Origin of the sequence: Nocardia sp. NRRL S-836, assembly GCF_001279525.1 — a bacterium.
GTDB lineage: Bacteria > Actinomycetota > Actinomycetes > Mycobacteriales > Pseudonocardiaceae > Lentzea.
In genome coordinates this window covers 1-14,249 of the sequence record NZ_LGDY01000122.1, presented here as the reverse complement: position 1 = coordinate 14,249, position 14,249 = coordinate 1, and the positions used below count along the sequence as shown (strand labels likewise).

At 70.9% G+C, this 14,249-nt stretch carries 12 protein-coding genes and 2 pseudogenes; all 14 read right to left on the bottom strand.

What is annotated here, in order from left to right:
• Positions 1 to 2,703: a WXG100 family type VII secretion target gene (locus tag ADL03_RS31950; protein WP_053737315.1), complete on the bottom strand. Its 2,703-nt coding sequence runs from the start codon at positions 2,701 to 2,703 to the stop codon at positions 1 to 3.
• 6 nt (positions 2,704 to 2,709) lie between these two features.
• The gene (locus ADL03_RS31945) at positions 2,710 to 3,003 is read right to left on the bottom strand and encodes a hypothetical protein (protein ID WP_053737314.1); all 294 of its coding nucleotides are present in this window, start codon (positions 3,001 to 3,003) and stop codon (positions 2,710 to 2,712) included.
• 145 nt (positions 3,004 to 3,148) lie between these two features.
• Positions 3,149 to 3,436 carry a hypothetical protein gene (locus ADL03_RS31940; protein WP_197288822.1) on the bottom strand — a complete coding sequence of 96 codons (288 nt, stop codon included), beginning with the start codon at positions 3,434 to 3,436 and terminating at the stop codon, positions 3,149 to 3,151.
• Between the two features lie 26 nt (positions 3,437 to 3,462).
• On the bottom strand, positions 3,463 to 4,797 hold the full coding sequence (gene glmM, locus ADL03_RS31935) for a phosphoglucosamine mutase (RefSeq protein ID WP_053737313.1): 1,335 nt from the start codon (positions 4,795 to 4,797) through the stop codon (positions 3,463 to 3,465).
• 133 nt (positions 4,798 to 4,930) lie between these two features.
• Positions 4,931 to 5,488, bottom strand: coding sequence for a 30S ribosomal protein S9 (gene rpsI / locus ADL03_RS31930; RefSeq protein ID WP_063798777.1), 558 nt, complete (start codon positions 5,486 to 5,488; stop codon positions 4,931 to 4,933).
• Positions 5,489 to 5,514: 26 nt separating this feature from the next.
• Positions 5,515 to 5,958, bottom strand: coding sequence for a 50S ribosomal protein L13 (gene rplM / locus ADL03_RS31925; RefSeq protein ID WP_030472013.1), 444 nt, complete (start codon positions 5,956 to 5,958; stop codon positions 5,515 to 5,517).
• Between the two features lie 256 nt (positions 5,959 to 6,214).
• Positions 6,215 to 6,499 (bottom strand): WXG100 family type VII secretion target, encoded by a 285-nt coding sequence (locus ADL03_RS31920; protein ID WP_053737312.1) that lies wholly within the window; start codon positions 6,497 to 6,499, stop codon positions 6,215 to 6,217.
• A gap of 68 nt (positions 6,500 to 6,567) precedes the next feature.
• The gene (locus ADL03_RS31915; protein ID WP_053737311.1) at positions 6,568 to 6,876 is read right to left on the bottom strand and encodes a WXG100 family type VII secretion target; all 309 of its coding nucleotides are present in this window, start codon (positions 6,874 to 6,876) and stop codon (positions 6,568 to 6,570) included.
• A 148-nt stretch (positions 6,877 to 7,024) separates the two neighbouring features.
• A complete protein-coding gene (locus tag ADL03_RS31910) occupies positions 7,025 to 7,423 on the bottom strand; it encodes a hypothetical protein (protein WP_053737310.1) in 399 nt (132 codons plus the stop codon).
• A gap of 21 nt (positions 7,424 to 7,444) precedes the next feature.
• The gene (locus tag ADL03_RS31905) at positions 7,445 to 9,259 is read right to left on the bottom strand and encodes a type VII secretion-associated protein (protein ID WP_053737309.1); all 1,815 of its coding nucleotides are present in this window, start codon (positions 9,257 to 9,259) and stop codon (positions 7,445 to 7,447) included.
• Between the two features lie 438 nt (positions 9,260 to 9,697).
• Positions 9,698 to 9,850, bottom strand: a complete 153-nt coding sequence (locus ADL03_RS48910) for a hypothetical protein (protein ID WP_197288830.1) — start codon at positions 9,848 to 9,850, stop codon at positions 9,698 to 9,700.
• Positions 9,851 to 10,024: 174 nt separating this feature from the next.
• Positions 10,025 to 10,138 (bottom strand): annotated as a pseudogene (locus ADL03_RS50900) (hypothetical protein); the annotation flags it as partial.
• A gap of 670 nt (positions 10,139 to 10,808) precedes the next feature.
• Positions 10,809 to 12,182, bottom strand: a pseudogene (locus ADL03_RS50895) (BTAD domain-containing putative transcriptional regulator); the annotation flags it as partial.
• Between the two features lie 163 nt (positions 12,183 to 12,345).
• On the bottom strand, positions 12,346 to 14,249 hold a 1,904-nt coding region (locus ADL03_RS31890; protein ID WP_053737306.1), incomplete at its 5' end, for a tetratricopeptide repeat protein.

The window sequence follows — 14,249 nt, the reverse complement described above, 5'->3', positions numbered from 1 at the left end:
TCAGCGGCCCCCTCGGTCATCACCCAGGACGGTGTGCATGGCACTCAACGGGTTGTTGTTCTCCCGGTCGTCGTCGAACAGCGTGCCGGTGGTGCGCCACTGGCTGGCGCCGCGTTCGGTGTCGCCGCCCTGCTGGCCGCCCGCGCCTCCGCCGGCCATGCCGCCGCCACCCATCATCCCGCCGCCCATCATGCCGCCGGACGCGGCACCGGAGGCACCCTGGCCCTGGGCACCGTCCTGCATGGACGGGAGGTTCGCCGAGCCGGGCTGACCGGCCTCGGAGGTGTTGGTGTTGAAGCCGGTGCCGTTGTCGCCGTTGGACGGGGTGTTCCAGGCGCTCTCCGGGGACGAGCCGCCGAGGACGGACTCGCTTCCGCCGGACGCGCCGCCGGTGAACGACACGCCGGAGGTCGACGTGCTGTCCGAGGCCTGCGCGGCGAACTGCGGTCCGTCGGCGGGCAGCTTGGGCTCGCCGAGGCTCGGCATGATGCCGTTGTCCTCGACGTAGTTGCGGCCCATCGTCTCCTGGAACCGCTCGGCCACGTTCTCCTGGCCGGGCGGGCTCCACACCTGCTCGCCTGCGGGGGCGGGCATGGGCTGGAAGTCGGCCTGGGCCGGTGCCGTTCCGGCCTCGGCCGGCGCGGGCATCGTCTGGAACTCGCCCTCGACGGGCTTCGGGAAGTCCTGTTCCGGGATCCGCAGCGGTTCGTCGAGCAGGTCGGTCGCGCCGCCGGCACCGCCGGGACCGGACGCGGCCGGGTTCTCGTCCTCGCCGAACTCCACGCCGATCCGGTCGGGCGTGCCGTCGCCGTTGTCCGCGGTCAGGTTGATCTCGCCGGTCTTCGGGTCGACCTCGGCGGTGAAGTTCACGCCGTCCTGCTCGATGTGGATCTTGCCGTCGGCGCCGACCTCGACCGGGATCGGGTTCGACTCCGAGCCGAGCGGGCCCGTCGTGGGCGCGGCGCCGCCGCCGGCCACCGGCGTGTTGCCGGCGACGGGGGTGCCGGTGGCCTGAGCACCCGTCTGAGCACCCGTCTGGGCGCCCGCGACCTGGTTGGCCAGCGCGGTCACGGCCTGGGCGCCGTTCTGCCCCATCAGCGCCTTGGCCGCCTCCGGGTTCTTGCTGAAGTCCAGGTCGTAGGTCTTCGGCTCACCCTTCGGCGTGTCGATCGTCATCTTCACGTGCCCGTTCGAGTCGGGCTCCGTGACCTTGATCGTGTTGTCGCCCGCCTTGACCGTGACGGACTCGAGCTTCTCCTCCGGCTTCGGCTGGTCGGGCTTGCCGTCGCCGTCGAGGTCGTCGGGCTTGCCGTCACCGTCGGTGTCGCCGGGGACGTCGGGCTTGCCGTCGCCGTCCTTGTCGAGCGGGTTCTCCGGCTTCGGCATCTCGGGCGCGCCACCGCCACCGGGGGGCGTGCCACCGCCGCCGGGAGGGGTGCCACCGCCTCCAGGGGGTGTGCCGCCGCCGGGCGGCACCGGCTTGCGGTCGCCGCCCTGCTCGGTGAACGCGGGCGGGTCGCCGACCTTCGCGAACGGGCTCTCCGGCGGGATCGCGGTGCCCAGCGCCGTGAACATCGTGTCGTAGTCGCTCTGGACACCGGTCTGCACGGTCTGGCAGTAGCCGTCGAACGCCTTCTTCTTGGAGTCGAACTCCTGGCAGAGCGCCTTCAGCTTGTCCTTGGCCGCGTTGATGATGCCCTCGCGGGTGTTGCTGATCCAGCTGCCCCAGCCCAGACCGGCGAGCATGCCGAGCGGGCCGCCGCAGATCGCGCCGGTGACGGCACCGAAGAGCGGGCCGGGCACGCCCACCAGCCAGTCGAGGACACCACCGTCGTTCTCGAAGAGGTCGCCGTTGGCGTGCCGGATCGCGGTCTCGGCCTCCTCGATGGTGAGGCCGCCGCACTTCTCCGAGTACTGGTCGTGGATCTGCTGCGCGAAGTCCTTGACGTGCTTCTGCATGTTCGTCACGCCGGCGGTGATCGCACCGGGGGCCTGACCGGTCTGCTGGATGAACGTCTTCGCGGTGCCCGCGAACTTGTCGTGGTAGCCGCGGGCCGCCTCGGCCGCCTTGCCCTCCCACGAACCGAGGCCGTTCCACGCGCTGCCCAGCGTGTTGTCGTGCTCCTGCAGCTTCTTCGTGGTCTCGGTGAGCTTGTTCGCGTCCTCGCGGAACTTCGCGAAGTCGATGTCCCGGACCCAGTCGTAGTTCCGGTAGATGTCGCCTTCGAGGTTCGGCGCGGCGCCCTGGTGCCCGCAGGCCGGTGCGGCCTTCTGGTAGACCGGGATGAACTTCTCGAAGAACCGCAGGCCGGGTGCGCCGGCGTCGAGCAGCGTGTTGCTGTTCGGGACGTCACCCTGCTCGTTCAGGACCTTCTGGGTGGCGCCGAGCTCGCGCTCCTCCTTGGCCTTGCTGACGAGCTTGTCGGCGTCGCCGCCCTTCTTCTCCCACTGCGCGCGGTTGATCTCCTTGCCGGCCACGACGGCGGTGCTGAGACCGGCCGTGGGCACCGCGAGCACGGCGCCGAGGATGTGGCTGCCGACACCGGGGTCGCTGGGGACGTCGACGCCGTTCGCCTTGGCGTAGCGCTCGACCTCTTCCTCCGACGCGCCGGCACCGGCGAGCGCGGGGACGAGCTGCTTCTTGGTCTCCGGCGTGACGTTGGGGTCGTCGAGGAGCTTCTTGATCTCGTTCTGGTCGGCCACGACGCGTTACCCCTTGAACTGCTGCGAAGTCTGGGACTCGTTCGACTCGTACGACTTCGCCACGTCCTTGAGACGGGTGGCGATGTTGTTGGCTTCCTTGCCGTACGTGTCGCAGCTGACACCCAGCCGGTCGAAGAAACCCTTGTAGGTGGCGTGGACGGCCTGGAACTTGCGCCCGACCTGACCGGCCCCCACAACCGGAACGATCGTCGGCTTCATCGAGATCAGTTGCGATCCCTCGGCCTCGTAGGTCCCCGCGGTCTTCGTGAGATCGCCGGACTGTACGCCGAAACCAGCCATTCCTCGCCTCCCCTAAGTCCCCGATCTGACGCAATTCGGCCTCATCGGGTTCCGCCACACAGTGCCAGCTCCGATCACGTGCTGACCGGAGCTCCGCGATGTCGGTTGCCTTAGTAAACAGCCATTCGGCCCAGCGTGCCGACGGTCACCACTGAACGGGTGGCTGCTGTCCAGGTGGAGGTTGCGGCGGCCACTGCTGCCCGGGAGGCGGACCCTGCTGCGGATGTTGGCCCTGCTGCGGGTACTGGCCTGGCTGGGGATGGCCCTGCTGGGGCGGGTAGCCGGGCGGCGGATATTGCCCGAAGTTCTGCTGCCCGAAGTTCTGCTGGGGCGGGTACGGGGGCCGGGACCTCTTCTTCGACGCCGAGACCACGGCGACGACCACCGCGACCACACCTCCCAGGAACACCAGGAGGATCAACAGCATCAGCACGCTCACGACCAGGCCCCCGTCCGTCCTCAGTGCACCGAGGAAACCACACCCGCGATGCGCTGCGCCGCCGATTCGGCCTGCTCGTGGCTCGTGGCCTCGACCATCACCCGCACGAGCTGCTCGGTGCCGGACGGGCGCAGCAGCACGCGGCCGGTGTCACCCAGCTCGGCCTCCACGGCGGCGACGGCCTCGCTGACCGACGCGTCCTTGGCGACGGTCGCCTTGTCGCCGACCTTGACGTTGATCAGGACCTGCGGCAGGCGGCGCATCACGCCGGCCAGCTCGGCGAGCGGCTTGCCGGTCTCGGCCATGCGGGCCATCAGGCGCAGCGCGGTGAGCAGGCCGTCGCCGGTGGTGGCGTGGGCGGGCAGCACCACGTGGCCGGACTGCTCGCCGCCCAGCGAGTAGCCGCCGGCCTTGAGGTCCTGCAGCACGTACCGGTCGCCGACCGCGGTGGTGCGCAGCCGGATGCCGGCCTCGCGCATGGCGATGTGCAGGCCGAGGTTGCTCATCACGGTGGCGACGAGGGTGTCCTCGTACAGCTCACCGGCGTCGCGCATCGCGAGGGCGAGGACGGCCATGATCTGGTCGCCGTCGACCGGGTCGCCCTGCGCGTCCACGGCCAGGCAGCGGTCGGCGTCGCCGTCGTGGGCGATGCCGAGGTCGGCGCCGTGCTCGCGGACTGCGGCGGAGATCACATCGATGTGCGTGGAGCCGCAGCCGTCGTTGATGTTGAGGCCGTCCGGGTTCGCGTTGATCGCGATCACCTCGGCGCCCGCACGGCGGTAGGCGTCCGGCGCGGCCACCGACGCGGCGCCGTTCGCGCAGTCCACCACGACCTTGAGCCCGTCGAGGCGGTGCGGCGTGACCTTGAGCAGGTGCTCCACGTACTGGGTCTCGGCGTCGGCGATGTCGCGGACCCGGCCGATCGCGGCACCCGTCGGGCGGTCGAAGCCGGAGCCCATGCGCTGTTCGATCTCGTCCTCGACCGCGTCGGGCAGCTTGTGGCCGCCGGCGGCGAAGAGCTTGATCCCGTTGTCCGGCATGGCGTTGTGCGAGGCGGAGATCATGACGCCGATGTCGGCACCGAGCGCGGCCACCAGGTGGGCAACCGCGGGTGTGGGCAGTGCGCCCACCCGCAGCACGTCAGCGCCCGCCGAGGTGAGGCCCGCTGTGACGGCGGCGTCCAGCATCTCGCTGCTCGCCCGCGGGTCACGGCCGACGACAGCGACCGGGCGGTGGGAACGATCGTGCTCGACGAGCACCCGCGCCGCCGCGGCGGCGACGGACATCGCGAGCTCGGGGGTGAGGTCGGCGTTGGCGAGACCGCGCACTCCGTCGGTGCCGAACAGGCGGGCCATGAATCCTCCGAAATGGACACTGCGAGGCGACGGGAAGACCCGGAAAACACTGCGGGAGCAGCAGTTCGCAGTGAACTGCTGCTCCCGCAGGTACAGCTGGTGCAGCTCGGGGTGCGGGGAGTCCCCGCGCCCGTCAGCGCTTGGAGTACTGAGGCGCCTTGCGGGCCTTCTTCAGACCGTACTTCTTGCGCTCCTTGACCCTCGGGTCACGGGTGAGGAAGCCGGCCTTCTTCAGCACCGGGCGGTCCTCGGAGTCGACGGCGATCAGCGCACGCGCGATGGCGAGACGCAGCGCACCGGCCTGGCCGGTGATGCCGCCGCCACGCAGGTTGGCGATCACGTCGAAGGTCTCGGGCTTCTCGGTGGTGACGAGCGGCTCCTTGATGAGCTGCTGGTGCACCTTGTTCGGGAAGTAGTCCTCGAGGGCCTTGCCGTTCAGCGTGAACTTGCCGGTGCCGGGCACGAGGCGGACGCGGACGACGGCCTCCTTGCGGCGGCCGACGGTCTGCGCCAGGTGCGGCGCGCCGTTCAGCGAGGGAGCGACGACCACCGGTGCGGAGGCTTCTTCCTCGGCGACCTCGACCTCAGCCTCAGCGGCCTCGGCGTCGGCCTCGGGAGCAGCCTCGACGACCTCGGCCTCGACAACCTCGGCCTCGACGGCTTCGGGGGTCTCGTTCTCAGGGGTGGTCACAGGAACTTCCTCGGTGTACTCGTCGCTCACTGGGCGATCTTCTTGATCTCGAAGGCCTGCGGCTGCTGCGCCGCGTGCGGGTGGTTCGGTCCGCTGTAGACCTTCAGCTTGTTCGCGATCTGGCGGCCCAGGCGGTTCTTGGGCAGCATGCCCTTGATCGCCTTCTCCACCAGGCGGTCCGGACGCGTGTCCAGGACCTCGCCGAAGGACTGCTTGCGCAGACCACCGGGGAAGCCGGAGTGGCGGTACTGGAACTCCTGGTCGCGCTTCGAGCCGGTCAGTGCGACCTTGTCGGCGTTGATGATGACCACGAAGTCACCAGTGTCAACGTGCGGCGCATAGGTCGGCTTGTGCTTGCCGCGCAGCAGCGTCGCGGCCTGGGTGGCGAGCCGGCCGAGCACCACGTCCTGGGCGTCGATCACGTGCCAGGTGCGGGTCACCTCACCGGGCTTCGGGCTGTACGTGCGCACGGAATTACCTCGTCGTCACTTGCGTCTGGGGTCACTGCGGCGGTTGCCCCAGACCGATCTTGGACGAACCAAGCGGTGGTTCCGAGACAGGCGCGGCACACACAGGCGCCAGCTACCGCACAACAACGTAAGAAGATACCGGATGGGTGGTGCGAGGACCAAAACGGCCCCCTCGAACCGTCCCTCACCCGGACGTACGTGAGCCCCGGACCACGTGGTTCCGGGGCTCACGAGGGGGTCTTGCAACCGCGCGGACTTACCAGCGCGAGACGTTCTGCTTCTCAGCCTGCTGGTACGCGTCGCCGGCCTGCTGCACGGCGGTACCGATGGCGGCGAGCACCGAGTTCAGGTCGGCCGCGGCCTTGTCCCACTTGTCCTGGGAGGCCTTGTAGGTCTCGGAGCCCTCACCCTCCCAGGTGCCGAGCACGCGCGTGACCTCCTGGCGGATGTCGTCCAGGACCGCGTCGATCTCCTTGGACTGGGTCGAGATGGTCGAGGCCGCCTGCGCGATCTCACCGAACTTGACTGCGATTTCACCCATTTTGAGTCTCCCCTAGAAAAGTCTGTGAAGTGCTGGAACGGACGACGAGCACGAGCGGTGGAGCAAGATCAGCCGAGCCGGGCGGTGACGTTGCTGATCTCCTGCTCCTGCGCCTGCTCGTTCTGGGCGTACACCTTCGAGGTGTCGGAGATCTGCTCGGCGATCGCGCGGAGGGCTTCCTGCACCTTGCGGGCGTCGTCGTCGAAGCGGGCGATCAGGGACTGGAACGCGGTGTGCGCGCTGCCCTTCCAGCTGCCGGCAACGGTCTCGGCGGCGTCGCGGACCTGACGGATCTTCGCCTGAGCGGTCTCGTCGGCCTCGATGATGCGCTTCGCCAGCGCGTCGAGTTCCGTAGTCGTGGTACCGAATCCAGACATTGGGAGGTGCCCCCTTCAGTGAACTTCAGGTCGTACTTCTTGGTTCGTACGCCTCTTACGACGAGGACCCTGCCATGCCGGTTCCGCCCTGTCGCGACTTCTTTCGAAGTAGTTGCTCAAGTAAACGGCGTCCGGTGAAACCGGCGACTCAGTAGAGGATTCGCGACTGCGAAAAGTCCTCGTCATCATCACTCGCACGGGGAAGCTGGCCACTCGGACCGGCGACGGCGGCGGAACCGAGCGTGGCCGGGGCCTGAGGTTCCGCAACCGGTTGAGACGCGGCAGCGGTCAGCTCCGCGGCCTCCGGGGTCTGCTCGACGGGCAGTCCGCGCTCGGCGCGGAACCCCACGGCGGCCGCGCGCACGGCGCCAGGCGTGGCTTGAGCCGTCGGTTCCGTACGGCGCTCACGGGCCTGCTGTGCCAAGTCACGTGTGCGTTCCCGCAGCTTGGCGTTGCGTTCACCGATCTCACCCGCGGCACGACGGGCGCGCGTGACGGCGTGACCGACCTCGGCGCGGAACTGGGCGAGGACCTCGCTGGCGGACATCGGCAACTCCCCTGGTGCTGCTCACGGCTTGATGGTCAGCGAGCGGACGATCTGCTCACAGGCGGTGCGGACGCGGTCCTTCCCGGTCTGGGTCGCCTGGCAGCCCACGCTCACCTGTGAGGTACCGACGAACTGGATGTACCAGTCGACCCCGGCCCCGCCGATCTCTTCGCGATAGTGAACAACGGATTTGCCCGCGAAAGTGTGCCGATCACTGAACGCGGCGACCTTGTCACCCTTGTCCCGGCGTTCGCCATATTGCTTCTGCAATTCCGCGAGGGCCCGAGCGCGGTCCTTGTCACTGTCGTAGTCGAGCTTTTGCTCTTGCACAGCGATGCGGTCGTCCGGTGAATCGCCGGTCGTTTTCTCCCGCTCGACCGGTTGCAAAAGCACCTGCCGGGCGCCGGCCGCGCCGCCGGTCTGCTCCCAGCCGTCCGGCCGGGTGAAGCTGTAGTCGTACTGCGCGACCTGGTCCGGCGTCGGCGTGGGGTCGGTGCGCGTCTTCTCGGGTTTCAGCCAGAAGTAGCCGCCGACGCCCGCCGCCGCGAGGACGACGACCGCACCGACCGCGACGAACAGCGGCGCCTTGCTCTTCTTCTTCGGCGGTGTCATCGACGGGAAGGAGGCCGGGAACCGGGTGACCGGCGGTGGCGTGATCCGGCGGGTGATCTTGCGGGTGCTCTCGTCACCCACCCGGAGGTTGTGGGTCACCTCACCCGAGGGCGGTGGCGTCCGCGGCGAGCCTTTATGAGCGACGCCACCGGTGCGTTCCGGGTCGAGGCTCACCGCTCGCAGCGCACCGCGGGCCACCACGGTCTCCGGCTGGTCGATGCTCGTGGGCACCACGCCGGTCTGCTCGTGCACCAGCCGCGCGACGAGCGGAATCCGGCTCGACCCGCCGACCAGGAACACCGCGGCCAGCTGCTGCGGCGCCAGACCCGCCTCGCGCACGGCCGCGGCGACCAGCACGGCCGCCCTGCCCAGCGGCGCGGTGATCAGCTGCTCCAGGTCGGACCTGGTGACGTGGGCGTCGGGAAAGGGCGGCGGCATCGGCACGTCGGTGTACGCGTGCCGCGACAACGTCTCCTTGGCCCCGCGCACGTCCTGCCGCAGCACCCGCCGCTTGCGCCGGTCGGTCATCTCACGGCCCTCGACGAGCTGCCGCCACGCGTCCGGGTCCTTCGCCGACACCAGCGCGCCGACGTGCTCCAGCAACGCCTGGTCGACGTCCGCGCCACCGAAGCTCGGGTCCCCCTTCGTGGCGAGCACCCGGAAGCTCCGGCCGGCCCGCGCGACCACGCTCGCGTCGACCGTGCCACCGCCGAGGTCGAGCACGGCCAGCGCCGCACCGTCGGGCACGGAGTGGCTCGCGGAGTGGAAGACGGCGGCCGCGACGGGTTCCGGCACCAGCGCCAGGTCCCGCGCCAGCCCCCGTCCGGCCTGCAGCAGCACGCGGGTGCGGACCGTGCCCCAGTCGGCGGGATGGGTGAGCACGAGCAGGTCGACCGGCGCCCCACCACCAACGCGCCGCGCTTCGCCGACGGCACGCGTCAGCACCGCGCGCACGACGTCCACAACGGGCAGCACGGTGCTGCCCAGCAGCAACTCCCCCTCGTCGACCCGGCGCTTCGGGTGCGGCTCGTACCGGGCCGGGTCGACCGCGGCCTGGCGCTCGGCCTCGTGCCCGACGAACAACGTCCCGTCCGCGGCGGCGAACACGGCCGACGGCACCAGCGGCTGGCCGTCGAAGACGACCACCTGCGGCTCCCTGCCGTGCACCGAAACCGCGACGCAGGTGCTCGACGTGCCGAAGTCCACCGCGACCTGGAGGCTCATGCACCTTCCCCTCTTCCCGCGCACATGCTTACCGGATGCGGCAGGACCGGACGACACGGACGGGCCAGGTCGCCGCCGGGAGTTCAACGGGTGGCGACCGCCCGCGACAAATCGGTCACGCTGCGACACATCGACCGGCCGTCCGGTGCTCCCAGGCGGGCAGTTCGGAGGTCGTCCCACTCCCGGCGGACCCATGTCAGCGACGAGAACTCCCGCGACCGGATCATCGGCCTTCGGACAAGGCGGCCTGCGACGCCTCGGCCACCATCCGCGCGCCTGTTGGACAACCGACAGCGTGTGCGTCCCCGAGCAGATCCTGGGTGTGAGCGCGGTCCAGTGGGGCTGTGATCGCAGCGTGAGCGAAGTGTGAGCGGGGTTTGGCAGAGTTCTCCTCAGCGGTGCTGGTGGCTAAGACACCTGGGGGGCCACCAGCACCGCTCACCACTTCTCCGGCAGCCGGGCGAGTCTCTCCCGCACCTTCTCCGCGTCGCCGTGCTGGTGGCAGCTTTCGACCGCTCGTTCGTACATCCCGAGGCCTGTGCAGGACTCGGCCTTGGTCTGTGCCAGCAGGCCCAGCCAGTCCGGGGTCATGGCCGCTCCGACGGTCGCCTCCCACTCGAGGCAGCACTCAAGTGCTTCCCGGTGCTCGCCCAGCTCGGCGAGAGCGGACGCGACCTGGTGCATGGCCATGCCGATCCGCTGCGGCGTCGCACTCGTGTCGGCGCGCTGCAGTGCCAGTGCGTCCTTGGCGACCTGCAACGCCTCCCGCGGGCGGCCCAGCATCGTCAAGGTCCACGCCACCCCGTTGAGGGCGCGCACCTGACCACTCGCCTTGCCGTCCAGCCGGTACAGGCGACTGCTCTCGTGGAACGTCCTCATGCCGTCCTCGAACCGGCCCAGCCTGCCGTAGGCGACCGCCTGCACGAACAGCAGACGAGCCCGCCCAGATGCGGTCGTCGAGCCGGGTCACCGGTGCTGTGGCGCCTTCGAGTGCCCATGTCCAGTCGTGCCACGGCCCGATCCGGTCGATCAGGTCGACGGCGAACCACGGCAGCTGCCAGGCGTACCGGTCCAGGTGGCGGTCCCGTTGGGCCTGCGCCATGACCGCGCGCAGCACCGGGCTCTCCGCGCGGAACCAGTCGTCCGCCGCCGGTCGGTCCGCCGGGCGCTCCGGGACGACTCCCGCCACCGGTTCGAGCGCGAGCTCGTGCACGTGCACGCCCGCGTTGTGGGCCACCTCGATGCCGAGCAGCGTGTGCAGGTAGTGGTCGAGCATCCGCGTCACCGCCGCGGACAGCGACTCGGCGGTCTCCTCGGCCTCGGCGCGGTCGGCCGCGTAGACCCGCAGCAGGTCGTGGCACGTGAAGCGACCGGCCACGTGCTCGACGAGCAGGTTCGCCCGTACCAGTTCCCGCACCGACTCACGCACCTTGGCGACGGACCGGCCGGCGAGGCTCGCGGCTGCGGGCAGGGTGATGTCCGGGCCGGGGTGCACACCGAGCAGGCGGAACATCCGTGCCGCCGCCGGGCTGAGCTGCTGGTAGGACCACTGGAAGACGGTGCGCACGCTGGTCGCCGCGTCGCCGGTGTCCAGTGTGTCGAGTCGGGTGCGTTCGTCGGCCAGTTCGGCGACCAGGGCCGACAGCGGCAGCCTCGGCGCCTGCGCGGCGCGGGCGGCCACGATCGCGAGCGCCAGCGGCAGGCCGCCACACCACCTGACCAGCTCGTCCGCGGCGGTCACCCGTTGCGCACCGAGCCTGCTCACCAGCAAGGCGTGCGCCTCGGCCGGTGTGAGCACGTCCAGCGCGAGCTCCCGTGCGCCCTCGTTCACGACCAGGCCGGTGAGCCGGTCGCGGCTCGTGACGATCACGAGTGACGGGGACGGGCCGGGCAGCAGCGGGCGCACGTGGTCGGTGTCGCGGGCGTTGTCCAGCAGCACGAGCACCCTGCGGCCCGCGACCAGGCTGCGGTACAGCGCGGCCTGTGCTTCCAGGTCGGCCGGGATGCGTTCGGGTGCAACACCGAGGGCTTCGAGGAACCGGCTGAGCGCGTCGCCCGGTGTCGTCGGTTCGCGGTGGTGGTCGAAGCCGCGGAGGTTCACGTACAGCTGACCGTCCGGGAACTTCTCGGCCACCTCGCGCGCCCAGTGCACCGCCAGCGTCGTCTTGCCCACGCCCGCGGTGCCGGTGATCGCCGCGATCGCCGGCCCGTCGCCGTCCGTCAGGGCCGTGAGGCTGCGGAGCTCGGAAGAACGTCCCACGAACTGTGGTGTCGTCGTCGGCAGTTGCCGGGGCACCGGACCGCGTGCCGACGCGGAACCGGAAAGCACCTGTCGGTGGACCGCCCGCAGTTCGTCGCCCGGCTCGACGCCGAGCTCGTCGACCAGCAGTGCCCGGACCTCCCGGTAGGCGGCCAGGGCCCGCTCCTGCTGGCCGGACTGCGCGAGCGCCAGCACCAGCTGCCCCCAGAACGCTTCCCGGAACGGGTGCCGGGAGGTGAGGGCCTTCAGCTCGGCCACCGACTCGGCGGCCCGGCCGGAGGCGAGGTCGGCGCCGATCCGCCGTTCCAGTGCGCGCAACCGCTCCTCGGCCACCGGCGGCACGTCCTCCTGGTGCAGGGCACGCGAGCTGACGTCGGACAGCATCTCGCCACGCCACAACCCGACGGCGGCGGCGAAGTCACCGGCTCCCACGAGCCGGCGGAACCGGGTCAGGTCGAGCGTGGCGGGGTCGAGCTCGGCGCGGTAGCCGCCGCGTGAGGTGCGCACGCAGTTCGCCTCGCCCAGCGCCCGGCGCAGGCGGGCCACGACCATCTGCAACGTCTTGTGCGCACGGTCCGGCGTCGGCGGCTCGCCGTCCCAGAGCCGGTCGACCAGCTCGTCGATCGAGACGATGCGGTTGGGGCGCAACGTGGCCGGCAGCACCCGGCACCGCCCGGCCGGCACCGGTACGGCGACGCCGTCGAGCAGCACCTCCAACGGGCCGAGCACGCGGTACTCCGCCGCCAAGGTTCCTCCTGCGTGACCGAAGTGTGAGCGGTGTGGCAGACGATGTGGGTGGCCGGTCCGACCGCAGTCACCTCCCTCTTCACTGTGGGCGGACCGGCCGCTCGACCCGCGCCAGGAGGTCGCGCACCTCGTCCGCCTTGCCGAAGCCCAGGTCGTCGTAGATGCCGAGGGCGGTGCGGTAGTGGTGGCGTGCCGACTCCGCCTCGCCGATCTCCGCCTTCATGTCGGCCAGTCGCACCAGCACGTCGGCCTGGTAGTGCCGATAGGACAGCGTCGCCTGCAGTTGTGCCGATCGCAGGTAGTTCTCCTCGGCCTCGGTGTAGCGGCCGAGCGCGCGGTAGATGCCGGCGAGCGTGTCGCGGTTGGCGGCGGCCATGGTGTCGTTCTCGTCCGGTACGAGTTCGAGGAACATGTCCCGTGCCTGCACCGCCCAGGTCGCGGCTTCCTCGTGGTCGCCGAGCTCGTCGTGCACGGAGGCGAGCGAGGCGGAGACGCTGGCCAGTTCGATGCGGTCACCGCTGGCCTGAGCCGCCTCCAGCGCTCGCCACAACGGGTCGAGCGCGTCGGCGTAGCGGCCCTGGCCGCCGAGCAGGTAGGCGAGGCCGCGCAGGTCGTTGGACAGGCCGATCAGGTCGCCGCGCCGGTCGTCGAGCGCGATGGCGCAGCGCAGGTGTTCCTCGGCCGCGGCGAACTCCCGCTCGTTCACCAGGAACGACACCAGGCCGCGGTGGGCGCGGCAGCGGCCTTCGAGGTCGCCGGCCCGGTGCGCGGCGGTGATCGCAAGCCGGTGCAGGCGCTCGCCCTCGCGGAAGCGGCGGGTGGCGAGCAGGTAGTGGCGGATCGCCCAGACCGTGCGCCAGACGTGGCCGTCGAACCCTGCCTCGGCCGCGGCGGTCACGGCCGAGCTGAGCACCGCGAGCTCGGTCGAGTACCAGCGGTCGGCGTCGGCGGCCGTGTCGAACGCCGCCACGACGGCGCCGGGTGCGGGCTCGGGTGTGGTGATCGGCTGGCGAAGGGGGTCGGACTTCGCCGCGGCGGCCAGCGCCGTGTGCATGAGGTGGTCGAAGAGGCGTTGCACGGCCTGTTCGCGTTCCTCGTGCGACAGCCGGTGGGCCGCCTCCTCCGCCGCGTAGCTGCGCATCAGGTCGTGCAGCCGGTAGCGGTCGCCATGGCAGTTCAGCAGGCTGTAGCGGAGCAGCTCGGCCACCGCGTCCGCTGCCGGCTCGCCCAGCAGGCTCGTCGCGGCCTGCTCGGTCACGTCGGGGCCGGGGTGCAGGCCCAGCACCGCGAACAGCCGTGCCGCCACCGGGCTCAGGCACCCGATCGTCCACGAGAACACCGCCCGCACGCTCGTCAGCGGGTCGTCGGTGTCGAGCGCGTCCAGGGCGGCGTGCTCCAGCTCCTCCACCAGCAGGCCCAGCGGGTGCTGGTCGAGCGTCGCCCGTGCCGCCACCACCCCCAGCGCCAGCGGCAGTCCCGCGCACAACCGCACCAGCCGCGCGGCCGCCTCCGGTTCCGCCGCGACCCGGTCCGCCCCGACCCGGCCGCCGAAGAGGACCATCGACTGGTCCTCGTCCAGCACGTCCAACTTGACGACGTGCGCGTCCGCCAGCCCCGGCAAGCGGTTGCGGCTCGTGATCACCGCGAGGCTGCGCGCCCCGTCCGGCACCAGCGGCCGCACCTGGGCGAGGTCGCGCACGTTGTCGAGCAGCACCAGCACCCGCCGTCGCGCGAGCAGGTCCCGGTAGGCGCGCAGCACCTCCGCGCCGCCGTCCGGCACGTCGTCCGCCGGAATCCCCAGCGCCAGCAGGAAGTCCCGCGCCGTGCTCGTCGGGTTCGCGGGCGTTCCGGTCGGGTCGAACCCCCGCAGGTCCGCGTAGAGCTGCCCGTCGGGGAACCGCTCCGCGATCCGGTGCGCCCACTGCACCGCCAGCGACGTCTTGCCCACCCCGCCGCTGCCGCTGATCACCAGCGGCCGCCCCG